The sequence below is a fragment of the Prevotella jejuni genome (assembly GCF_900187995.1).
Classification (GTDB): Bacteria; Bacteroidota; Bacteroidia; order Bacteroidales; family Bacteroidaceae; genus Prevotella; species Prevotella jejuni.
Window position 1 is genome coordinate 82,920 of sequence record NZ_FZNZ01000003.1, and the last position, 21,957, is coordinate 104,876.

Here is a 21,957-nt window from a genome sequence, read left to right on the forward strand (position 1 = left end):
AATCATCGATTCACAAGGGATTTGTAGTACCCAGACCCGGGCTCGAACCGGGATGGGTTGCCCCACTGGTGTTTGAGACCAGCGCGTCTACCTATTCCGCCATCTGGGCATGGCTGTTGTCTGAACAACGAGTGCAAAGGTAGAGAGAAAATCTGAATGTGGCAAATTTTTGAGGGATTATTTAATGACAATACGGTGATTCGTTAGTATTTGCGGTATTTAACATCAAAAGATTTGGAGGTATGAGTTATATAAGGTACCTTTGAGGAAACAAATGTTGGTTAGCTTAAATAAATAATGACTACGAAACAAAACAACTATTGCGTGATTCTTGCCGGTGGCAAGGGACGAAGATTATGGCCGTGCAGTAGAGATAAACACCCGAAGCAATTTATAGATTTCTTTGGTGTGGGTCGTACTCAACTTCAACAAACCTTCGATCGATTTGCTCAAGTTCTTCCTAAAGAGAATATTTATATCAATACCAGTTGCGATTATCTCGACTTGATTAGAGAACAATTGCCAGAGGTATCATCCGACCGTATCATGGCAGAGCCGATACACCGTAATACTGCACCAAGCGTTGCGTGGGCAGTACATCGTATCATGATGTTCGATCCCAAAGCTAACATCATTGTATCCCCCTCTGACCAGACGATTGTTAACGACAATGCTTTCTTTCGTAATATTACCGATGGACTACAGTTTGTTGAGAACAACGACGCTATACTAACTATGGGCGTTAGCCCGACCCGACCAGAGCCAGGTTATGGGTATATCCAAAAGGGTGTCTACACTGGCAATGGTGATATATATAAGGTGCAGGCTTTTACAGAGAAGCCCGACCGACAATTTGCACAGATGTTCATGGATAGTAAGGAATGGTGCTGGAACACAGGTCTGTTCCTTTCTAACACCAACTACTTACGCCAGTGCCTTTATGGTTTTCTTCCATCCGTCATTCGTGATGAGGAGAGCGGAGAGAAGATTACTACAATTGAAGAAGAGGAAGCTTTCATACGTGAGAACTTCCCACGCTATCCAAACATATCTTTAGATCATGGTATTCTTGAGAAGTCTGATAATGTTTATGTTATGAAATGCGATTTCGGATGGGCAGACCTTGGTACGTGGCATGGTGTCTATGAGTCACTAAGCAAGCGAGAGGGAGATAATGTCATCATAGACTCTGATGTTATCCTTGAAGACGCTACCAATAATATCATAAAACTCTCCAAAGACAAATTAGGTGTCATCAATGGCCTTGATGGCTATATCATTGCAGAAAAAGACAACGTATTACTTATCTGCAAGAAAGAAGATTCCTCAGCATTGGTAAGGAAATATGTGAATGAGGTACAGATAAAAAAGGGGGATGAGTTTGTATAAATAAAAACCTCCCCCACCCCTCCAAAGGAGGAAGGTAGCAAATTGGGTAAAAGTGGGATTACTTTGCTAAGCGAAGCTTCCTTATATTAAGGAAAATAATAAACGGGGATATGCAATGACTGTATATCCCCATCTTGATAATATCTTATTCCAGAAAAGCCAAGTGTTATTCCAATTCCTGAAAAGCTTTGAAAATCTTTGCAGCAATCTCTTTCTGCTCCTCTGCCTCAACTTGTACGTGATGCTTGAAATCAACATCAGCCTCACTGTTCATTGGCAAGAGATGAATATGTGCATGATTGACTTCCAGTCCCAACACAACCTGTGCTACCTTCTTACATGGAAAGACAGTCTTTATAGCGCGTGCCACCTTCTTGGCAAACACTTCAAAGGCAGCAAGCTCATCATCATCCATATCAAAGATATAATCAACCTCCTTACGAGGCACAACAAGGGTATGTCCCTTTGTTACTGGGTCAATATCAAGAAACGCATAAAACTGCTCATTCTCTGCACACTTATAACTGGGAATCTCCCCAGCAGCAATCTTACTAAATATTGTCATACTAACCTCCTCTTGTTTAGTTCTTAAGCATCAATTGATATCTTGTCTATGCGCAATACTATCGTACCACGAGGGATTGTGATTTCAACCTCGTCGCCCACTTTCTTATTCAACAGTCCTTGTGCAATAGGAGTCTTGATGGAAATCTTGTTCTGTTTCAGATTAGCTTCTGTCTCACTAACAATCGTGTACTTCATCTTAGCGTTTGTCTTCACGTTAGTCATCTCAACAGTAGACATAATCTGCACGGCATCGGTACTCAAACGTGACAAATCCACAATCTTTGCTTGAGCCACGGTCATCTTCATCTCAGCAATACGTGCCTCAAGATGACGCTGCCCCTCTTTAGCAGCATCATACTCTGAATTCTCACTCAAGTCGCCCTTATCGGCTGCTTCAGCAATAGCAGCTGATGCCTTGGGACGTTCAACAGATTCTAAATACTGCAACTCAGCTACGAGCTTATCGTAGCCTTCCTGTGACATATAAGCCATAATATCTTGTTTTAAATAATTAATCCGTTTTTCAAAAACATATAAAGAAACAGAATTCCAACACCAATTCAATGAATGTCGGAATTCTATAGCCTTAATGTTTAATTTACCTCAGTGCAAAGATAATGCTAAAAAATGATATATCAAAGTTTTATGGGATAAAAATCTATTAATGTTCAATAAAAACATTCTTCGCCGAATAGAATCTTGAATATTCTCATGAAAACAAGTAATACAGAAATCTTTTACGAGTTTCTATCCTTATTTATTGACCTCTCAGATAACCACATCTAATACCAATAATTATCACTGCCCTCCCCTGCTTATTCCTCTTCCTGAGAAATGAATGTGATAACACCTACAAAACAAGTAGTAATTATTACATAGAATTACCTGAATAAGTTTAAAATCAATTTGCTGTCATTTTTAACATTTCGTCTATCTTACTATAAATTAACAAGTTAATAGCCTCTATTGCATGACAGTAATGACAGCAAAATTTGTTTTTTAGAAATCGCTTTACGCCAAATACATAGCAAAAAGTCCACAGACGCTACAGACACGACAGTATCTTTCGCCCCATAAACCTAAAGAGGCAAATAGTATGCAGACCTCAGACACCCTCTACTCTATCTCATTTCCATCTAAGCAAAACACTCCTGCCTCTAATTCGAGGACACGCTTAATATCAAAATAGATGTCAGGCGAAGTATAGACTCCACTGGTATCACCTAAGATAAGACGGTCGGTCTTCTCTATCATCATCTGTCCATTGATTTTGAGGATACCAAGGAAGAAGTTCACAAAATTATACTCATCACCTACAGAGGTGACAGAGAAAGGGTGCTCTTTACTCCCATCACCCGTCATGAAGATAGTATCCAAGATACGCGAAAGACGGACAGAATAAACTCTAAGACTATCGCTTGTCATCCACTCCTTGTCAGGATCAGAACCAGAGAGTTTCCTGAAATAATAGATCTTAGAAATGAGTGCATTCGTATTAAGCGGATTCTTAGCAAGAACCCTGTCGGCTATCGTAGCTGCCTCTTCAAACTTTCCGTCACGTCTAACCTTCATCATGTCAATTTCAATACTCATGTCACTACCATTATTGAGGTAAGTGCGCCCGTAGACAGCTAAGATTCGATCTTTAGCAGTCATCGTTAAGTCAGAGTCTACGTTTATAAACTCATCAACCAAATTCTGTACACGCTGTGGATTAGTTCTCACCTCAGCCTTTATACTATCCCAATCTACTGTCATCAATGAGTCACCTGTCTCAGCAGACACAGCTAAGCTCATCAACAACAACATAACCATCAATAGCTTTTTCATATCATTTAATTTTATGCTTAATACTATTTTTTCTCTTATTCCCTATCAATTCTCTTATTGGCAATAGATAAGAAACAAAAATTATCGTTCTGCCCAATCACTCCTGTCTAAGTTCCTATACCCAATAGCCTCAGCTATATGCTGCACTTGCACCGTCTCCGATGCCTCCAAGTCGGCTATAGAACGAGCCACTTTCAAAATTCTGTTGTAGGCACGTGCCGATAGTTTAAGTCGTTCCATGGCATCACGAAGAAGTTTAATGGAGGCCTCATCAGGTTCAGCAAACTCATGAATCATACGTTCATTCATCTGCGCATTACAATGAATATGACGATAACTACTGAAACGCTCAGTCTGAATAGCACGTGCACGGATAACCCGTTCACGAATAGTAGCACTTGGTTCGCCCGGTGTAGCCTGTGAGATATCCTTAAAAGGGAGAGGAGCTATCTCACACTGAATATCTATTCTGTCCATCAGCGGTCCTGATATCTTGGCCAGATATTTCTGAATCTGTCCTGGCGAACAAACACAATGATGTGTAGGGTCGGCAAAATAGCCACATGGACATGGATTCATACTTGCTACGAACATAAAACTACAAGGATAAGTAACGGTATATTTGGCACGAGAGATAGTTATCTTGCGGTCTTCTAACGGCTGTCGTAGAACCTCTAAGGTATGTTTATTAAATTCTGGTAGTTCATCACAAAAGAGCACTCCATTATGAGCAAGGGTTATCTCGCCTGGCATTGGATTAGCACCACCACCCACGAGTGCCACTTCAGAGATAGTATGGTGAGGACTGCGGAAGGGGCGTTGCGTTATTAATCCAGTGTCACGACTCAGTTTTCCCGCAATAGAATGAATCTGTGTTGTCTCTAAACTCTCCGATAAAGACAGAGGGGGAAGAATCGAAGGAAGACGCTTTGCCATCATACTCTTTCCACTTCCTGGCGGTCCAACCATAATAAGATTATGTCCGCCAGCGGCTGCCACTTCTAAAGCTCGCTTTACATTCTCCTGTCCACGAACATCTGCAAAATCGAGATCAAAAGCATATTGATGTTCATAGAATTCTTTTCGCGTATCAACGAAACAGGGTTCTGGATTGGAGCTACCATTAAGAAAATCAATAACTTGTAATATATTCTCCATTCCGTAGACCTCTAACGTATCTACCACAGCTGCTTCGTGCTCATTCGCTTTGGGTACGATGATTCCCTTAAATTTCTCTGCACGTGCCTTGATAGCGATAGGAAGCACACCTTTTACTGGTTGCAAGGTCCCATCGAGACTCAATTCTCCCACAAGCATGAACTCTCGCAAACGATCATAACTCATCTTCTCATTAGCAGCAAGAATAGCGATTGCTAATGGGAGGTCAAAACTGGAGCCTTCTTTCTTGAGGTCGGCAGGAGCGAGATTAGCGGTGATATCGGCTACAGGGAACTTATACCCATTATTGAGAAGTGCTGCTGCAATACGGTCATGGCTTTCCTTTACCGCGCCATCTGCCAGCCCGGTAAGGTGGAACAATACGCCACGCGTAATACTAACTTCGACTGTCACGGTGGTGACTTCCATTCCGTTGACAGCTGCACAGAATGTTTTTACAAGCACACTATTGGTTTTTAGTCAGTGCCATAACGCTGACGGATAGTATTAGCGGTGATATTCCTTTCTGTTACTTTCCCGTTGCGAATGACAATATTATCTGGTACAGTATTAAGTCCAAAGGTTTTGAGCAATGGAGTATTCAGCAGCTTCCCATCACAGACATTAGGAAATTCTATGCCGTCACGCTCTAATGACTGCCTTACCTCCTTGGGATTGGCATCAATACAGATACCCATAGCAGCAATCTTCCCTGCCTTCACAGCATCACTCAGCGCACGCTGAATGTCAAGACTCTCATAACTCCATGCGGCCCAAGTATTGATAATAACAATATCCTTCCCTTGGAATGTCGAATTATTCACGACTTTTCCATTTATATCCTTGGCTAAAAACCTAGGCATCTTACTACCGACTGGCAACGAGCCTAATTCGGTTAATTGCCGTTGAAGACGACCCAAATCGGTATTTTCAGGCTGTTCCTTCATCAATACCCGCAATAGTTTCGCCGCCTGACTGTAGTTAGGAGATTCCGTTTGAATAAAGTAACGATTGAGCAGATATACACTCACAGGCGACTCTGGATGGTCGTTGATAAACGTTATCGCATATTTCATCTCCTCAGGAGGGGATACACTTGCTATCTGCTTACGGAACTTAGTCATCAGTTCATTATTCTTCGTTCCTTCTACCTCCATCTCTTTTAGGTGGGAAGCATCAGCTTTTACGTCTACCGCCTCACCCGATTCGGCAAAGATAGGCTGCGAAGAATAATTAGGGAAGATTATAATTAATGTAGAAGGTTTACTACAAGGTTTCTCATAAGAGAAGCGTCCAGCCTCAATCTTGATAGTATCTAAACCATTGATACCCCCATCTGGGCTATAAACATAAAGTTCACCTTGATTCATGTGCAAGAAACGCCCCTCCATCTTGAAGTAACCGCTACGAGTACCACAAGAAACTAACAGCAGGGAGAACAAGAGTATATATGCTATTCGCCTCATGCGCATTGAGATTTAAGAAGAAAGTGCCGCGAGCGGGACTCGAACCCGCACAGCCATTACTGGCCAAGGGATTTTAAGTCCCTCGTGTCTACCAATTCCACCATTGCGGCAAACCGATTGCAAAGATAAGGCTAAATCTTCGAACTAACAAAATTTTTCATGCTTTTTTGAACTTATTAGGTTGATTGGTATCGCTATTTATGATTTTTCTCTACTTGACTCTATCAACATACACCTATATAATATAGTACTAAACTTCCTACGTATTCTGTGGCTCAACAAATCGTTAAAGGGTGAAAGGGGCCTTTTCTATGTTAGTCAACATCAATGCACGCTACGAGTAAAAGGGGTAATTGCGATGAAAGACGAACGTATCACACATGCATAAAACATGTGTGCTACCATGAAAGTGACAATAAAAGTCACAGTACTAATTAATGCCCAAAACGCCAGTTGGTCCCGTACAATTAACACGATAACGGATAAGTTTCTTACCCCCCTCGCCACTCACGATGTTACCCCCAGTATTAAGGTTATACTTACGATGGCAGTTAGTACAAAAGGCAAAGCCATCACCACTTAATTTTAATTCATAAGAGCGCAAAGGAAGTACATTCGGCTGAAAGCAATTAGGACATTGCAGGTCGTATGCATACAATGGAGCAGGAACGTCAAGATTACCATACCCGACTATAAGTCCATTGTTCTGTCCCACATGCTTCCAACTCTCCAGTCTAAGATCGATACCATCAAACCACACCGGAGAGCCCGAACGCAGTCCTTGATTATTCTCAAAAGAGAAGCTATGACGCCCACTAACGTATGAATACCGTATGATACAATATACTCCTGGTGACATTAAGTTGAGCGCAGAGGCAAGGATAGGGTCTTGATGCGTATCGTTATGGAAAGTAAAAAAGATACGACGGCTACTGTATTCATAGTCCACCCTATCACCACATGATGATAATAGGATAAGAAACAGTAAGAGAACAGATTGAACACAACGTCTCATCATAATTTTACTCTCCACATGTAATAATATTATTCGAACGGAATCATTGCCAAGGCATCGGCAATCTTCTCAATACCCTCTTGTAGTGGCTTTGACACCATACCCTTTGCAAAGAAAGGAATATCAGCATCTATCGTGAGTTTCATCTTTGAGGAAGACTCAGAAACAGGGAGTATCTGAATCCAGAAGTTAAAGGATAATGGCGAATTATCACTTTCAAACTTTATCGTCTTAGGCTCGTCACGCTCTATGATACGCATAGAAATCTGACCAACAGGCTCTACATTCACAGACAGAGAGTCCTGGTCAAAGGTGATATTCTGTAATCTTTCTTTCACCTTATCCATATCAGCATCGCCTGTTGAACCTTCTGGAAGACGCTCTTTCAGACGCTGTACATTATTCAAGTCACTCAACGTTTTATATACACTCTCTTGAGAGTGAGGAATCTGCTTTACACTACTTTCAAACTTTGTCATTACTTATCTTTATTAGAGGAGTTATAGAGTGGAGGGCTATAAGATAGCAAGACTGATTGTAAGAGAAGATGACAAATAAAGGTAGGGACGCACTAACAAGGCGCCCGCTACTATCACTCATTTACAAACAGTCCGCAAGAAATAAATTATGTTACTCCATACGGAATGTTAAAAGACTACTTTTTCCAATTTGCTGGGTCCTTGCGCCAATCATGCAACAGGGCTACCTCGTCTTCTTTAATATATCCTGTCTCAAGTGCCTTCTCAACGACATGCTCGTAATCGGTGAGGGTCACCAACTTTACATGAGCCTCTCGGAAGGCTTCCTCGGCTACTGGAAAACCGTAAGTATAAGAGGCTACCATACCCACAACCTCAAAGCCTGCCTCACGCAGAGCTGCTACGGCCTTCAGAGAAGAGCCACCTGTAGAGATAAGGTCTTCTACAACGACCACCTTTGAGCCTGTTGGCAATTCACCTTCAATCTGGTTTTTCATGCCATGGTCCTTTGGCTTCGGACGAACGTATGCGTAGGGTAAGGCCAACTCATCGGCAACAAGCATACCCTGAGCGATTGCTCCCGTTGCAACACCAGCCACGGCCGTAGCCTCTGGGAAGTTTGCAAGGATGGCATGAACCAACTCGAGCTTCACAAACGAACGTACATCGTGGAACGACAACGTCTTGCGATTATCACAGTAGAAGGGTGATTTCCAACCACTTGCCCACGTAAAAGGGTCATTAGGTTGCAACTTAATGGCTTTAATTCCGAGCAGTTTGCCTGCAAAGACTTTCTTTAAATCTTCCATCTCGATAGTTTATAGTTATAATACTAAGTGCAAACTTACACAATTTTTCTGATATCTAAGGATAAAAAGACTATAAAAGAAGATAATGATAACAGATACTCCTCGTATCTACTACAAACTGTCTTTCATTCGCTTTTATCTCTGTCTCGTTTTCTTACAACGCTACGCATCAACTTACTTGACAATATTCTACACTCGTACTGCTCCTCTACACTATTGCTATCACTCAAAAACACAACGAAAGAAGAAGAAGAAATGAAGACAAAATGAGAATACGCAAACACACAAACAACGCTTCTCCTCTATGTTATATCTTATATGTAAACCAACATCACCTACTTATAAATAGCATCTACCCAACTTTTCAAGTGATGTTTCAACCACCTCTTATCACCTCCAAGTCTGTCTTTCCATGACAGAAAAACCTAACCTACTCCATTTGCCAGCCCTTCTACAAGTGACATTATGATAACCTCTTCATACCTCGGAGGCATCAGCAACTTTTCGAAAAATCATTACATGAAGTCGAAGTAAACATCTTCAAAACAGAAGTATGCCATCCTCTACCGCATGCTTTATAACCCACTACAAATCAACCCATTACACATAGCATTAAAGAAGACGCCCTTCTTGCATCAAGAAGGGCGTCTTTAACACGCAAGAAGGGCACCTTCTTGAACGCAGAAGAGCATCTTCTCATATCCAGCTTGGCCTTTCCTCAAACAGAGAAGGGCGTGACAACTGAAAAATTCTGACAGTTCCTGTTTGGATGTTTAGAGTTTTCACTTTCACGGAGGAACATTCTTTTTCTCACAGAACTCACAGATGAACAGAACACACAGCATTCCACAGAGACATTAAGTCAACCGATTTCACAGAACCTTACAGCCAACGTTAGCTAATCATCAACACCTAACAACCAACACCCAACACCCTCCTTTAGCTGTAACGTTCTGTGAGTTCTGTATGCCGGAGGCGTTCTGTGAGTTCGAAACAGTGCGCAAAAAGGTTCTGCTAAATCTGTGAGTTCTGTGAGAGAAAGAAGTCCCAAAGACCTATGCAAGTAGGCCAATAGGGGTAACCTCACATACTACGCCCCTCTCCATTCGGAGAGGGGTTGGGGGTGAGGCCAGCACCTTATAGGAATAAACTCAGCAATCTCCCCCTTCCCTGTAAGGAAAGAAATCTCCCTCTCCAAACATCGCTTCGAATGGAGAGGGAGATAATTACCGAAATATCTTGACTATTTCAGTTTGCATGTTTAGTGTCCCTTTACAGAGAAGGAGACGATAGATTAATCATTATCAATTGGTAGGATAAAGTAACCATAGTGGAGGTAATTATCCTTCAAGAGCCACATAAGTCCCCATACCTGCGTATCGGACACTTTGATAATCTCGACATTTACCCCCTCATACGTGGTTGATTCACCCCAATAATCAGTCTTGACACCAACCTTACCTTCTGCCTTCATACCAACAGTAAGGTCGCCAGTGAACCAGCATTTAAGGTAAAGATAATCGCTATAGTTCCACTCAGCAATCCTTTTACCATCTTCTTGACCAATTCTCATACTACCATACTGACGTGATCTGCCGTCGTCAAAGACCATGATAGGTTCAGTAGAAGCCATGATTGAAGCCTTCTCCTCCTCTGTGAAAGGAATATCGGTTGTAGTAACCGTCACCTTCACCGTCTTGGTAAGCCCCATCTTATCCTTGATAGTAACCATTGCCGTACCATTGCTAACGCCTCTGATAGTTATTACACTATCAACAATAGAGTGCACTTCAGCAATGTCTCCATGATCACTGACAGCCTCATAGCCACCATTACCACCCGTAACAGTAACCACAGCAGTGCCATCGGTGTGTCCCACCTTCATGCTCACATTAACTTCTTCCTTATCAAGAAGGATCTTCTTGTACATTGCCTTCACGATTAAACGCTTATAGTTGCCCGCTGCATCAGAGACAACAACACCCGTATAACCATTTTTAACAGCAGAGATTGTAATCGCATTGCCTTGAATAGATAGTGTTGCTATATCTGGATTCTCACAGAAAGCTTTGTAATCACCACCTCCTGCCGTCACATTAAACGTAGTTGTCTCACCTACTCCCACACTCACAGTATCGGTATCAAACGTAAGTGCCGTCTCAACCTTTGGTTCAGGCTTTGTCGTCGGAGTATCTTCATCGCTGCTACATGCTGTGAAGCCAAGCAGAAGAACAGCCGCCATTAGGGCTGAATAGATATATTTCAGTTTCATTGTATCATTGTTTAAGTATGTTACCAATCTTTTGCATAACTACCCGTCAGTACGGTTTCTTCTCCATAGAAGGCACGTGTGATATTGTTCAGACGTGTCACATAACCGTTCCGTGGGGTCAAACCGAATACCATAGTCCCTCCGTAACCATCTGTCTTGATAGAGCGTGCAGTATTAAGAGAGATGATACGGCCTTGTCCAAACTCTGACGAACCTTGTATCATACCCTTAGGTGACAAGTCTTCATAATAAGGAGAAAGGTCACCATAGCGTCCGTAATCCTGTAGAGCATAGTCGATATACTCGCCTGGCTTATGTCCATCAATGGTTGTCAAGCTACTTGTACGCCCATAGACATAAACCTCAACGAGTTTGTCAGGCATGATGCGCTTACATTCATAGCATAAGCGAGACGCTGCTTCAACTGATGGTGTGACAAAGCCAGGGTAACTTCCGTAGCTTGAATACTCGTCATCAAAGAAGACACCATCGAGCTCGTAAGCCTCAACAACAGCTTTCAACTCCTGTGCAAACTTTATTGCGCCCTCCTTCGAGAGGTTGGCAACACCAGAGCGGTCATGGTTTCCAAGAATACCAAGGATGACTTTCATCCCTTTCTCCTGCAAAGGTTTCAAGTACTTCTCCTTGTAGTCGAGCAGATGTTGTACGTTCTCATTATTATAGTTATACACTTCTCCTATCTCAGCATTGTAGTTTATGTTGCCAGAGAAGAGGATAACCTGATCGAAGACATACTTCTTTGATTCCTTTAATGTATAACACAGGTTGTGAAGTGGGTTTGCATCGTTCACCTCCATACAGCTGATTACCTGCAAGCCATTGTCCTTATGGCAATTAGGCATCTTACTGATATCACGCACAAAGAGTATGAACTCGCCCTTTTCCTTTGAGGTTTGACTTGCACCCTTCACCTTCAAAGGAATCGCATATACGCCATTCTCCTTCAGCTCTGAGGCCGTAGTGTACTTAACAGCCACCTTAGAAGACTTCGTTGCACCGGCTGCTACGGTAGCTGTACCGTCAATAGTAACGAGCGCTTCAGGCATAGCTTCGATAGCTGTACCCTTCGTTTTATTGTAGCCTTCAAGTACTTTGGCATCATAGACCAATGTGTAATCTTCATTCGCCTTAGGTGCTTGTGTAAGGTTGACATAGAAGTCTATTGTCCCATTCTCATTGAAAACGAGAGAGTCAACATTGCTACATCCATACTTATCGGTGATGAAAGCAAGGTTATTCTCCAATGTTTTATAACCGCCTTCATCAACAAGAGGCACGTCAATACTCTCTGAACAGGATAGAGCTAAAGCCATACCTGCTATCGAAAGAGCGATGGTTTTTATTTTATTCATATTCATAAATGTCATTTGATTAAGCGTTTAACAGATTATTTCTCTGGTAATGAAACATTATGCCATGATAATGGTTTGTTGGCTTTAGCGTCATTACCATTGCCCGTAGCATCTTTCACAATGTTAGGACTCGTATTATCATCCATCTTCCAATAGCCCACAAGGCCTGGCGTCTTAGGGTCAACACTATAGAAGTGAGTGGCTATCTCCTCCTGTGTACGAACCACATTCCACACACGAACTTCGGCCATATCACCTTCAAACCAGCGTGCGTCATCATAAGACTTACCAATGAGGAACATGCGGTCAGCCGAGTTACCCTTAATGGTTACAGACCTAAGACGAAGCGTACCCTGCGACTGTAAGATGCCATTTACATACACCTTCACCTCACGTGTATCAGCATTATAGGTCATGGCCACATGCTGCCAGCGCTTTGTCTGCAGTCCCTTATTAGAGTCATAGTCAGGGAAATTGCCCGCACCAGTGGCTATCTGTATCTGATTATCAGGGAAGCCCGCATCGCCGATACGCATAAGGAAGTTGCCTTCAATGCCCATTATGGTAGAAATAAGCTTACCGAACTCACGTGGATAGATAAGTGCTTCCATCGTTATCTGCTTCATATCGGTGACAAGCTCTGGTGTCTTCCACTCTACTTGAAGATAGTTCCTACTCACGTCAGCGACAACGTTGATGAGTGCACCAGCACGGAATACGAAGTAATAATTCTTAGCAGACTGCAACAACTCTATATCATTGCACTCAACTGTTACTGGAAGGACATAGGTAGTAGAGCGGTCAAGACCGCCGAGCTTAGAGAACTCAAACTGAGCAGCGTTGCTCTTCACACTTCCCTGATTGATTTTTACATCACCCACAAGGATACTGTAGCAGCTATCTGGCAGTAGAACAGCCTTGTTATAGTAAGCTTTATTATAAGTATCAACCATCTGAGGGGCTGCCTTAAAAGTCGCATTCAAGTCCTTTTCAGCAGGACGAGAGGTGGAGAGTGTCAACGACTTCACCATACTACCAGCACCTTTTATGATAGTCTCTGTCGTAAATGTCTTACCATCAATGAATGCCTTATTCTTAAAGTCGGCCTCATCATTGTTCTGACAAGCTACTATCAACCAAGTAGCCAACAGGATAGGAATATATTTAAATAGCTTCTTCATGTCCTTTACTCTTTAACGGTTGGATTAATAGTTGAGATTACTTTGCGCAAATTCGGATAGGTAAATGAGGCGTTATAATAATCAACATTCGCATTCAACAAGCCCATTCCAGCACATGTATAGCCTGTGTGGTCTGCAGCAACAAACTTAGCAATACCGTACATAGCCAATGTCTTGCCCCAATAACCCGTCTTCGTGTCGGTCTCATCAATAGACTTATTATTGGCCATTATGATGAACTTGTCGGTTGGAACACCCTCCACAGCAGCCTTCCGAACCAAATAGTCGACACCAGAGACAGACTTCTCATCCTGTGAAGGGATGATGAGGTAGCGTGCTTGTTCAAGTAAGCTCTTGTCTGCAACATGCTGTGGACGTCCCATCATAATCAGCTCTTTTTTCGGATGACGTGCCTTCCAGTCTTTTGAAATACCCAAGAAGACATTTTCTAAAGCGATAGCTTCAGCCTTCTCTTGGTCGTTCAGATAGTGTGTAAGCTTCGCATTAAATCCCATGATGACACCATCATAGTTATACTTATCCACAAGATGGAGCTGTGTATTCACTGAATCAACGAGGAAACCATTGAAGTCACGGAATTTCTTACCCGCATTCTCGCTCTTTGCCATGAACGCTTTCTTCTGTGCTTCGTAGGCTGCTTTGATGTCATCACAGCTTATTTGGAACATAACCTTCATGCCCTTTTGATTTCTTACTTCATCGATTTCTTGCAGTAACTGCTCAGTCATCATGCTTGGCTGTGTCAGTACGACGTAATCTACACTGTCAGGGATAGCGTTGATGTGCTGTGCCTGCGTAAATGGGACAGCCTGACTATTATCAAACCATACCATCATAATCTTATGATTACTTGCCTTGTAAGCTCGAATACTTGCAAGATAGCGCTGGTAGAGTTCAGGGTTCTGACGCTCAATACCAGGCTGATTGATATCAACAGGTTCAACGTCTGTATCGCAGCTTGACATAAGTAACGCTACTGCACAGACTGTTGAATATGCTATATACTTAATGATATTTTTCATCTTTATTCTTTATTATTAAACAGTTGAATAGGTAACATATCTATGATATGCCCCATCTTCATCCTTGTTAATTAGTCATTCATTACTTTGCCCACCACACATCTGTAGCCATGTTATCAGCTCCACCAAGCATGCCAACAGCTGCGTTGTAGTTTTCAAGGTTGTTACGACGCTCTTCCTGTGGGTAAGATAGACGACGAGCACCACGCTCACTACTTACGACACCACCGCTATTATTCACCTTCACAGGCATCAGCTTTGGATAACCTGTGCGTCGATAGTCTGCCCAAGCCTCCAAACCAAGTGGGAACATAGCCAACCATTTCTGGGTAATAATACGTTCTAACTTGTGGTCGGGTGTGTCATTATCATCCCAAGCAACAGTGATTGTCGATACAGGACCAGTATATGTATTGAGTCCTGCAGGGTCTGTATAGACTGCAGGGGTACGGGTATTGTCAGCCAGATAAGCCGCTGCTCCCTTCACACCCCACTGCTCGAAGGACAATTCAACACCTTTCTTATAGAAATCACTGGTCGTACCTCCCATGTTCCAGTTCCTCAATGCGCCCTCAGCACGTAGGAAAGCAACCTCCGCAGCATTCATCCACATGAGCTTTGAATCGGTCTTTACCTTATAGTTACTGTACGCATGAGCTATCTCAGCACCAGGGATCTGAATACCTGAACGTAATCCATAATAACCATTAGTAGCGTTTTCTAAAGTCGACTGGGTAAACATGGCTTCTCTACGAGGGTCGTTATAACCATTCATATAAGTGGTTATATCTGCTCCAACACGTGAGTCACCACCATTATACTCATACATCACCACCTCGAAAGGATTAGTGTTCGACAAAGTCATAAAGGCATTGTCATCATTGGAGCTCATCACACCTACCGCATTATTTATTGATGCTTCAGCCTCTTGCTTAGCCAATGCTGGGTCGGCCTTCGATATACGAACCGCTAAACGAAGACGCAGAGAATTACCAAACTTAATCCACTTTTCTACATTACCAGCATAGACCTTATCAGCCTTTGGTGAGAAGTTAAATGTCCGATTGGCTGTAAGTGTAGCAATGGCTTCGTCCAACTGCTTGAACATTAACTTGTAGACATCCTCTTGAGAGTCGTATGGAGCGGTAATCTCACCGTTCTGTCCCACCTTAGAATAAGGTATCGGACCATACGCATCAGTAACACGATGGATACCAGCTACCTTTACTATCTGTGCTACTGCTAATGGAACAGGCTCATCTGTAGCACTCTTCACCTCATTGAAATAGATAGAAAGCTTTGGTAGGAAGTCTCTGAAAAGAACACGACTCCAGCCGTTCTCAGGACTATACTGTGCAAAGTTCTTACCTGCAAAACCCGCATTTGAATCAGAAAGATAGCCACCATACGAACCACCACACAGACACTCTGTGAACTGATTAGTATTGACATCCGTAGGAACAACCCAACTTTGCAAGTTTATCATAGCTGCACCCAAAGAATAGGCATCACGTTCTGTCTCCTTCTTCGATACACCATAGGGGTCTTGATTATAGTCCTCATAGCTATTGGTACAGCCAGCCAAGCTCATCGCCAAGCCTACCGATACCGTTGACAATATGATATTTCTTATTTGTTTCATAACTTTTAATTAGAATTTAAGTTTGATATTGAAACCAATAGTTCTCGTACTTGGTGTCATGAACTTATCTATACCCTGATAATAGTTGCTTGTTGTTGCTGTTGTCTCAGGGTCAAAAGGTGCCTTACAATAGAACATCAATAGATTACGACCTGTCACTGAAAGTGTCAAATCACCCAATCCAAAGAAATGGTTCTTCTTGAAGGTGTAGCTAAGACTTGCCTCTTGCAGACGTACATTGGTTGCACTATAAGTATAGTACTGTGGGATTCCATCGCTACCTCCTACTGTTGAGTACCATGATTCAGGTGTGAGATAATCATTACCATTCACTTCAACATATCCCTTATCACGTGCCTTTGCACTTGACTCAGACACACCATAAAGGTCGAGCGCTGCTTGGGTCGCTGAATAAACAATACCACCAAAACGTGCACTGACCATTACGCTAAGATTAAAACCCTTGTAAGAGAAATCGTTGCGCCATGCCATATTCGCTTTAGGGAACACTGAACCCAACTTCACGTCACCAACATTATTGTTGCGGTAAACCTTTCCATCCTTGTCTACATAGATATATCCCTTATCATCACGCTTAATATCTGTCAATGAATAAAGGTCACCTAAGGTACCACCCTCCTTGAGGATGAAGTGCGCATTACCTAATCCTCCTACATCGAGGCGGTCTTTATTGATAACAGCCCCAGTCTCTGGATGTACGTAATTACGAACTAACTCATTAATACGGTTACGGTTAGAGCTTAAAGTATAATTGCTTGACCAGCCGAAGCCACCCCAATTATTGCTATAACCTAAGGCCAACTCAAGTCCATTGTTTGACACATTACCAGTCTGGATATAAAGGGCTGAGTAACCAGATGACACAGAGATGTCTGGATTAAACGTCTGATTGAATGTCTTAGTCCAATAGAGTGTAGCGTCCAAGTTGAAGTGTTTGAAGAAACGAGCTTGTAAACCAACCTCCCAAGAGTTAGTTGTTTCAGGCTTCAAGTCATAGATTGGATAGATTGTCTGGCTCTTCCACTGCTTTGTTGTATTATCCCATTCATACTTAGGGTTCGCTATGTTGCGAAGGAATGGAATACCTACAGATGCAAAAGAACCGCGGACTTTCAGATAGTTAATAGCCTTTGGCATCTTAACAGACTCTGAGATAATCCATGACCCACCCACTGAAGGGTAGAAGAAAGAACTCTTATTGGAATGAGGACCTGCCAACATAGATGGCCAGTCATTACGTCCTGTAACAGTAAGATACAGTTGACTCTTCCAGCCAAGCTCCAAACTACCAAGAAGAGACTTTGTCTGTTCATGATAACCATAAGGGAGACGCTTCTCACGGGCCGCATCTACCTGGTATTCATTGAATACATTAGGAATAAGATTATCTGCTATAGGACCGTCAAGACCGGTCTGGTCCTGCTTAATATCAGAGATTGACGCACCGACGTTAGCCACCAATGACAACTTGTTCTGCATGAGATGCTTGTTAACATTAAGCATTATATCACCATACACCTGCTTATCATCAGTCTTCATCTTGGCATACTGACCATTAGCACCAGCTATTGTCGTGTTCGTACTGGCAAAGTATTTCTTCTCAAAAGTATTCGTTGCATTATCAATACGGATACGCCCTACTACATTCAACCAGTCTGTCACCTTATAAGTAAGTCCCGCATTCATCATATAGCGATACTTCTTATTAACACGCAGGTTACGATAGTTGATCCAATAAGGGTTCTGACCAACAAACTCACTGAGCAAGTTATTCCAATTCTGAGTATATATACCACGTGTTGTATCGTAGTATTCAAACATCGCCATATCATTGTAGTCGTTGCCACGTGGATAGAGATAAGCTGATACTAATGGGTTTGCATACACACCTTGGTTGGTCATGTTGCGGTCATTCTGTATGATATAACTTGCGCCAACATCCAAAAGTAGCTTGTCTCCCAGCATACTGGAAGTATTACGGAAGGTGAAGTTATAACGGTTATAACGGTTATTAGGAATAATACCACCCGAGTTCAATGCACTGGCAGAGAAATAACTCTGATTCTTTTCAGAACCTGTAGAGAGGGTGAAAGCCTCCGTCGTCATAACACCTGTCTTGAGATAGTCCTTTGCTGGGTCATATCCCATATAGTTAACATCATTCAGAAGACGTCCCCAACTATAACTATCGCCACCAGCATCACGCATACTACTACCCGTGCCATAACGGTTCTGGAACTCTGGAAGGCGGAAAGCTGAAGAGAACTCAGTACTCTGACTGACGGTAAACTCCGTATGTCCCTTCTTTCCCTTCTTCGTTGTGATAACGATAGCACCATTAGAAGCACGGTTACCATATAACGCTGCGGCTGCTGCACCCGTCAAGACAGACATGCTCTCGATGTCTTCTGGGTTGATATCGGCAATTGCCTCCGTCGTACCATTAGAGCCGAAGATAGCATCACCGGTCCCACCAAGGTTGAACATTGGTACTCCGTCAATAACATACAAGACATTACTTGACTGCTCGATACTACGTGTTCCACGCATCACAACCTTCGATGCGCCACCAGCACCAGACGAACTGGCATTGATATTCACTCCGGCTACCTTACCACTGAGCGAATTAATAAAGTTAGCATCTTTGTTGGTTCCCAACGCATCACTGCTCACCTGCTGTACATTATAGCTCAAAGCCTTTTGTTCGCGTTTAATACCAAGAGCCGTGACAACAACTTCGTTCAACTCTTTCGCATTGGCCATAGACAGACTGATGTCGTAGTTATCAGCCTTACCGATACGTACCGACTTGGTAGTATAGCCTATGTAGGAGACTTCAAGCTCATCACCTTCTACTGCCATCAGCGTAAACCGACCATCAATATCAGTCACTGCACCTCCTTGGGTACCCTTCAGACGAATGGTTGCACCGATTACTGGCTCTCCATTCTCATCCTTTACGACTCCGACAACTTTCTTCTTCTCGCCCTCATTCACCGCCTTTTGAGCAGCTTTTGTTGACGAGACAGAAACAACATCTCCATTCCTTTGTCTCAATGTAGCCATGACATCATCTAATGTTACGCCTTTCTTATTCGCCGCAACATCATGAGCTTGCATGTTTAGATTCAGACATAACAGGAATGCGGCCAGGTAAAGACCATTACTCTTGTTACTCATTTCTGATTTAGTGTTTAAAGGTTAATATTTCTATTATTAATATCCTTCTGCCCCACAAGTACTTTTCTACTTAGGAGCAGTTTCTTGTTTAGATTTTTACTTATATACAAATGTACTGCAGAAGCATCCTTTTTGTTAATGTTTCCAAGTCACCTTCTCTTCTTAAACATCGGTTTGATTAAAGTAAATTGCGACTTATCAGACTGATAGAGACCATCTTATTAGATTTTAATTAGACATCAAAGTCTCTCTTTCTATTACCCAACAAAGGTTCCATCTGATAACTTTTTCATAACATTAAGGTTCTTGCTTCGCATTGGTTAAGGCTTTTGTTTAGGTTATACTCTTATGTATTTGTCCGTAGACAATCATAAAGTAAATTGTTTTTAGTTATTTTTTGCTATTTGGTATGCACCTACAAAAGTAAGAAAAAAAAACAAACTACAAAAAAATTAAGGCATTTATTCATTATTAGCAAAGCCAAGTGAGAGTACACTAATCTTGACATTCGTTGCTTTAAGAAGCTCTTTTGCTGCAGCAACAAGGGTGGCACCCGACGTAATCACGTCATCAACTAACAAGATGTGTTGGTTGTTAAGAGCGGAGGAGTCAATGAGTCGGAAGGCTTTCTCTACGTTTTCATTACGTTCCCAACGCCCTTTCTGCGTCTGACTACCATGGAAACTGATACGTTCTAACACTTTCTCTAAGACGGGTAGACCAGTTTCTGAACTGATGCCACGTGCTAACTCTTCACTCTGATTATACCCTCTTTCACGCTCACGCTGCCGAGCAAGGGGCACAGGGACCACTGCGGTGATTCCATCAAAGAAACTATCTTGGCCAAACTCGGCTGCGACAAGACGCCCAAGAGTCTCGCCTATCTCGGGGTGCTTATCGTATTTGAGGCTATAAATCAGTCGACTGGTATCTGAATGGGCTTTATAGAAAAAGAATGCAGCACCTTTCTCTATCGGTATCCTACCCCAAAAGAGGCGCACAAGCTTATTGTCATAAGCCGATTTAGAATAATAGGTACGTGGGAGACGATGGTTACAACAAGCACACATCACCTCCTCCGTAACCGTTAAACGCCCACCACACATCGTACACGAACGAGGGGCAAGGGTGTCTATCAGGCGAGCCAATAAACTAATCGTCTGTGTCATCGTCTACAAAGTCTACATCGCCATCCGCATCAACGACTCCTTCATCTATACACCTACGGATTAGTTCCATCGTAAATCCACGTCCCATCGCAAACTTTATCAGCTTCATTGAACGTTCGTAATCGCTCTCTGCCTTAATAGTGCGATACTTACTTGCTAACAGCGGACGTAAGACTGCGAGGTACTCCTCGTCTTCCACGGTATCGAGGATAGGCGAAGAGATAGCACTATCTACCTTTTTCATCCATAAGGCCTGCTCAATCTTCCTCCTACCCCACTTGTTATAGCGGATTTTATCATGTACGAAAGACTCCGTGTAACGGCTATCGTCAACGTAATGCAGCGTTATCAACTTCTCCATAATACGTGCTTGCGCATCTTCTGACAGTCCCCATTTACGCATCTTCTCTAACATCTCGCCAGAGCAATGTTCGCCTTTCGCACATAAATCGGCAAGTTTCTTCAGGGCCTGTGGCTCCATCATGGGTCGTTTCTGTATCATGGTCGGATGGCTTTAATGAAGCGGAGCTTACCAAACTGGTCTTCTCTCTGTTCTATCTGCTTGTAACCTAAGCAGCTTAACATTTCCTTCACCTTATTTATATATATAGGATTGGTTTCAAAATAAAGTGTACCTTCCTCCGAGAAAACCTGCAGACCGTATTCGGCTATTGCACGATAGAAGCGCAGTGGGTCATCATCTGGCACAAAGAGCGCCGTTTCTGGCTCATACGCAAGTACATTCTTCGCCATCGCTGTTCGTTCTTTTTCGCAGATATAAGGTGGGTTACTGACGATAACATCAAACTGCTGTTGCATAGCCGATGCTGAAGGATGAAGCGCATCCTCCATCTTTAGCTCAACACGAACCTGCCACTGATGTACATTCTCACGTGCTATGAGTAGTGCATCACCCGATATATCCCACGCCGTAACAGCCGAATTGCGTAAATCGGAAGCCAAGGTAACAGCAATACAACCGCTACCAGTACCCACATCCAGCACCTGTAGGGGCACAGGAGGCTGTAAGGCACAATAAGGACGGTTGTAATCTTCTTCTATCCAACGGCAAAGTATCTCTGTCTCTGGGCGCGGTATCAGTACTCCTGGTGCCACATGGAAAGCACGTCCACAAAAGGTTTCACGTCCGAGGACATACTGTACGGGTTCTGAACGCTCCAAACGAGAGATGATTTTATCTAATTCCTCCACCTCATTTCGGGATAATTCATTAACTTTGCCAGTATATATATCGGTCAGCGTAATGCCAAACTGCACCTCCAGCACAAGCCGAACGATAGCCTGTGCCTCTTTGTCATCATACAAGGGAGTGAGCCTGTGCCATAAATCTTGGTATGTCATA

18 protein-coding genes and 2 tRNA genes are annotated in these 21,957 nt (G+C 42.7%); 1 reads left to right on the forward strand and 19 read right to left on the reverse strand.

The genetic code is table 11. The annotated features are described in order from the left end of the window. Positions 1–27: 27 nt before the first annotated feature. Positions 28–109: transfer RNA gene (locus tag CHB62_RS01635), tRNA-Leu, on the reverse strand. A gap of 188 nt (positions 110–297) precedes the next feature. Here CHB62_RS01635 and CHB62_RS01640 point away from each other — a divergent pair. Then, positions 298–1,389, forward strand: a complete 1,092-nt coding sequence (locus tag CHB62_RS01640) for a mannose-1-phosphate guanylyltransferase (protein ID WP_089365423.1) — start codon at positions 298–300, stop codon at positions 1,387–1,389. A 166-nt stretch (positions 1,390–1,555) separates the two neighbouring features. Here the strand turns inward: CHB62_RS01640 and CHB62_RS01645 are convergent, their stop codons facing one another. The 18 genes from CHB62_RS01645 to prmC form a co-directional block, all read right to left on the reverse strand. Beyond that, on the reverse strand, positions 1,556–1,954 hold the full coding sequence (locus CHB62_RS01645) for an HIT family protein (RefSeq protein WP_089365424.1): 399 nt from the start codon (positions 1,952–1,954) through the stop codon (positions 1,556–1,558). Positions 1,955–1,977: 23 nt separating this feature from the next. Next, on the reverse strand, positions 1,978–2,448 hold the full coding sequence (gene greA / locus CHB62_RS01650) for a transcription elongation factor GreA (protein ID WP_089365425.1): 471 nt from the start codon (positions 2,446–2,448) through the stop codon (positions 1,978–1,980). A 624-nt stretch (positions 2,449–3,072) separates the two neighbouring features. Then, complete coding sequence (locus CHB62_RS01655) at positions 3,073–3,786, reverse strand: DUF4919 domain-containing protein (RefSeq protein WP_089365426.1); 714 nt, start codon at positions 3,784–3,786, stop codon at positions 3,073–3,075. A gap of 81 nt (positions 3,787–3,867) precedes the next feature. Beyond that, on the reverse strand, positions 3,868–5,409 hold the full coding sequence (locus CHB62_RS01660; RefSeq protein ID WP_089365427.1) for a YifB family Mg chelatase-like AAA ATPase: 1,542 nt from the start codon (positions 5,407–5,409) through the stop codon (positions 3,868–3,870). An 11-nt stretch (positions 5,410–5,420) separates the two neighbouring features. Further along, positions 5,421–6,416, reverse strand: coding sequence for a TlpA disulfide reductase family protein (locus CHB62_RS01665; RefSeq protein WP_089365428.1), 996 nt, complete (start codon positions 6,414–6,416; stop codon positions 5,421–5,423). An 18-nt stretch (positions 6,417–6,434) separates the two neighbouring features. Further along, positions 6,435–6,520, reverse strand: a tRNA-Leu gene (locus CHB62_RS01670). A 320-nt stretch (positions 6,521–6,840) separates the two neighbouring features. Continuing rightward, positions 6,841–7,425, reverse strand: a complete 585-nt coding sequence (locus CHB62_RS01675; RefSeq protein ID WP_089365478.1) for a hypothetical protein — start codon at positions 7,423–7,425, stop codon at positions 6,841–6,843. A 29-nt stretch (positions 7,426–7,454) separates the two neighbouring features. Continuing rightward, a complete protein-coding gene (locus CHB62_RS01680) occupies positions 7,455–7,904 on the reverse strand; it encodes an SRPBCC family protein (protein ID WP_089365429.1) in 450 nt (149 codons plus the stop codon). 176 nt (positions 7,905–8,080) lie between these two features. Further along, positions 8,081–8,713, reverse strand: coding sequence for an orotate phosphoribosyltransferase (gene pyrE, locus CHB62_RS01685; protein ID WP_089365430.1), 633 nt, complete (start codon positions 8,711–8,713; stop codon positions 8,081–8,083). 1,294 nt (positions 8,714–10,007) lie between these two features. Further along, positions 10,008–10,985, reverse strand: a complete 978-nt coding sequence (locus tag CHB62_RS01690; RefSeq protein ID WP_089365431.1) for a hypothetical protein — start codon at positions 10,983–10,985, stop codon at positions 10,008–10,010. A gap of 20 nt (positions 10,986–11,005) precedes the next feature. Further along, the gene (locus tag CHB62_RS01695) at positions 11,006–12,364 is read right to left on the reverse strand and encodes a BT_3987 domain-containing protein (protein ID WP_089365479.1); all 1,359 of its coding nucleotides are present in this window, start codon (positions 12,362–12,364) and stop codon (positions 11,006–11,008) included. 29 nt (positions 12,365–12,393) lie between these two features. After that, positions 12,394–13,539 carry a DUF1735 and LamG domain-containing protein gene (locus CHB62_RS01700; protein ID WP_089365432.1) on the reverse strand — a complete coding sequence of 382 codons (1,146 nt, stop codon included), beginning with the start codon at positions 13,537–13,539 and terminating at the stop codon, positions 12,394–12,396. A gap of 5 nt (positions 13,540–13,544) precedes the next feature. Then, the gene (locus tag CHB62_RS01705; RefSeq protein WP_089365433.1) at positions 13,545–14,582 is read right to left on the reverse strand and encodes a glycoside hydrolase family 18; all 1,038 of its coding nucleotides are present in this window, start codon (positions 14,580–14,582) and stop codon (positions 13,545–13,547) included. An 82-nt stretch (positions 14,583–14,664) separates the two neighbouring features. Next, positions 14,665–16,224 (reverse strand): RagB/SusD family nutrient uptake outer membrane protein, encoded by a 1,560-nt coding sequence (locus CHB62_RS01710; RefSeq protein WP_089365434.1) that lies wholly within the window; start codon positions 16,222–16,224, stop codon positions 14,665–14,667. A 9-nt stretch (positions 16,225–16,233) separates the two neighbouring features. Continuing rightward, positions 16,234–19,425 carry a SusC/RagA family TonB-linked outer membrane protein gene (locus CHB62_RS01715; RefSeq protein ID WP_089365435.1) on the reverse strand — a complete coding sequence of 1,064 codons (3,192 nt, stop codon included), beginning with the start codon at positions 19,423–19,425 and terminating at the stop codon, positions 16,234–16,236. A 461-nt stretch (positions 19,426–19,886) separates the two neighbouring features. Further along, complete coding sequence (locus tag CHB62_RS01720) at positions 19,887–20,594, reverse strand: ComF family protein (protein ID WP_089365436.1); 708 nt, start codon at positions 20,592–20,594, stop codon at positions 19,887–19,889. Beyond that, a complete protein-coding gene (locus CHB62_RS01725; protein WP_009012623.1) occupies positions 20,578–21,096 on the reverse strand; it encodes a regulatory protein RecX in 519 nt (172 codons plus the stop codon). The genes CHB62_RS01720 and CHB62_RS01725 overlap by 17 nt, the downstream gene beginning before the upstream one ends. Beyond that, positions 21,093–21,956, reverse strand: a complete 864-nt coding sequence (gene prmC / locus CHB62_RS01730) for a peptide chain release factor N(5)-glutamine methyltransferase (RefSeq protein WP_089365480.1) — start codon at positions 21,954–21,956, stop codon at positions 21,093–21,095. The genes CHB62_RS01725 and prmC overlap by 4 nt, the downstream gene beginning before the upstream one ends. Position 21,957: the final 1 nt, after the last annotated feature.

What these genes read in the sequence shown, in the direction of transcription:
- CHB62_RS01640 (WP_089365423.1), top strand. Translation starts at nt 298, where the DNA reads ATGACTACGAAACAAAACAACTATTGCGTGATTCTTGCCGGTGGCAAG.
- CHB62_RS01645 (WP_089365424.1), bottom strand. Translation starts at nt 1,954, where the DNA reads ATGACAATATTTAGTAAGATTGCTGCTGGGGAGATTCCCAGTTATAAG.
- greA (WP_089365425.1), bottom strand. Translation starts at nt 2,448, where the DNA reads ATGGCTTATATGTCACAGGAAGGCTACGATAAGCTCGTAGCTGAGTTG.
- CHB62_RS01655 (WP_089365426.1), bottom strand. Translation starts at nt 3,786, where the DNA reads ATGAAAAAGCTATTGATGGTTATGTTGTTGTTGATGAGCTTAGCTGTG.
- CHB62_RS01665 (WP_089365428.1), bottom strand. Translation starts at nt 6,416, where the DNA reads ATGCGCATGAGGCGAATAGCATATATACTCTTGTTCTCCCTGCTGTTA.
- CHB62_RS01675 (WP_089365478.1), bottom strand. Translation starts at nt 7,425, where the DNA reads ATGAGACGTTGTGTTCAATCTGTTCTCTTACTGTTTCTTATCCTATTA.
- CHB62_RS01680 (WP_089365429.1), bottom strand. Translation starts at nt 7,904, where the DNA reads ATGACAAAGTTTGAAAGTAGTGTAAAGCAGATTCCTCACTCTCAAGAG.
- pyrE (WP_089365430.1), bottom strand. Translation starts at nt 8,713, where the DNA reads ATGGAAGATTTAAAGAAAGTCTTTGCAGGCAAACTGCTCGGAATTAAA.
- CHB62_RS01690 (WP_089365431.1), bottom strand. Translation starts at nt 10,985, where the DNA reads ATGAAACTGAAATATATCTATTCAGCCCTAATGGCGGCTGTTCTTCTG.
- CHB62_RS01695 (WP_089365479.1), bottom strand. Translation starts at nt 12,364, where the DNA reads ATGAATATGAATAAAATAAAAACCATCGCTCTTTCGATAGCAGGTATG.
- CHB62_RS01700 (WP_089365432.1), bottom strand. Translation starts at nt 13,539, where the DNA reads ATGAAGAAGCTATTTAAATATATTCCTATCCTGTTGGCTACTTGGTTG.
- CHB62_RS01705 (WP_089365433.1), bottom strand. Translation starts at nt 14,582, where the DNA reads ATGAAAAATATCATTAAGTATATAGCATATTCAACAGTCTGTGCAGTA.
- CHB62_RS01710 (WP_089365434.1), bottom strand. Translation starts at nt 16,224, where the DNA reads ATGAAACAAATAAGAAATATCATATTGTCAACGGTATCGGTAGGCTTG.
- CHB62_RS01715 (WP_089365435.1), bottom strand. Translation starts at nt 19,425, where the DNA reads ATGAGTAACAAGAGTAATGGTCTTTACCTGGCCGCATTCCTGTTATGT.
- CHB62_RS01720 (WP_089365436.1), bottom strand. Translation starts at nt 20,594, where the DNA reads ATGACACAGACGATTAGTTTATTGGCTCGCCTGATAGACACCCTTGCC.
- CHB62_RS01725 (WP_009012623.1), bottom strand. Translation starts at nt 21,096, where the DNA reads ATGATACAGAAACGACCCATGATGGAGCCACAGGCCCTGAAGAAACTT.
- prmC (WP_089365480.1), bottom strand. Translation starts at nt 21,956, where the DNA reads ATGACATACCAAGATTTATGGCACAGGCTCACTCCCTTGTATGATGAC.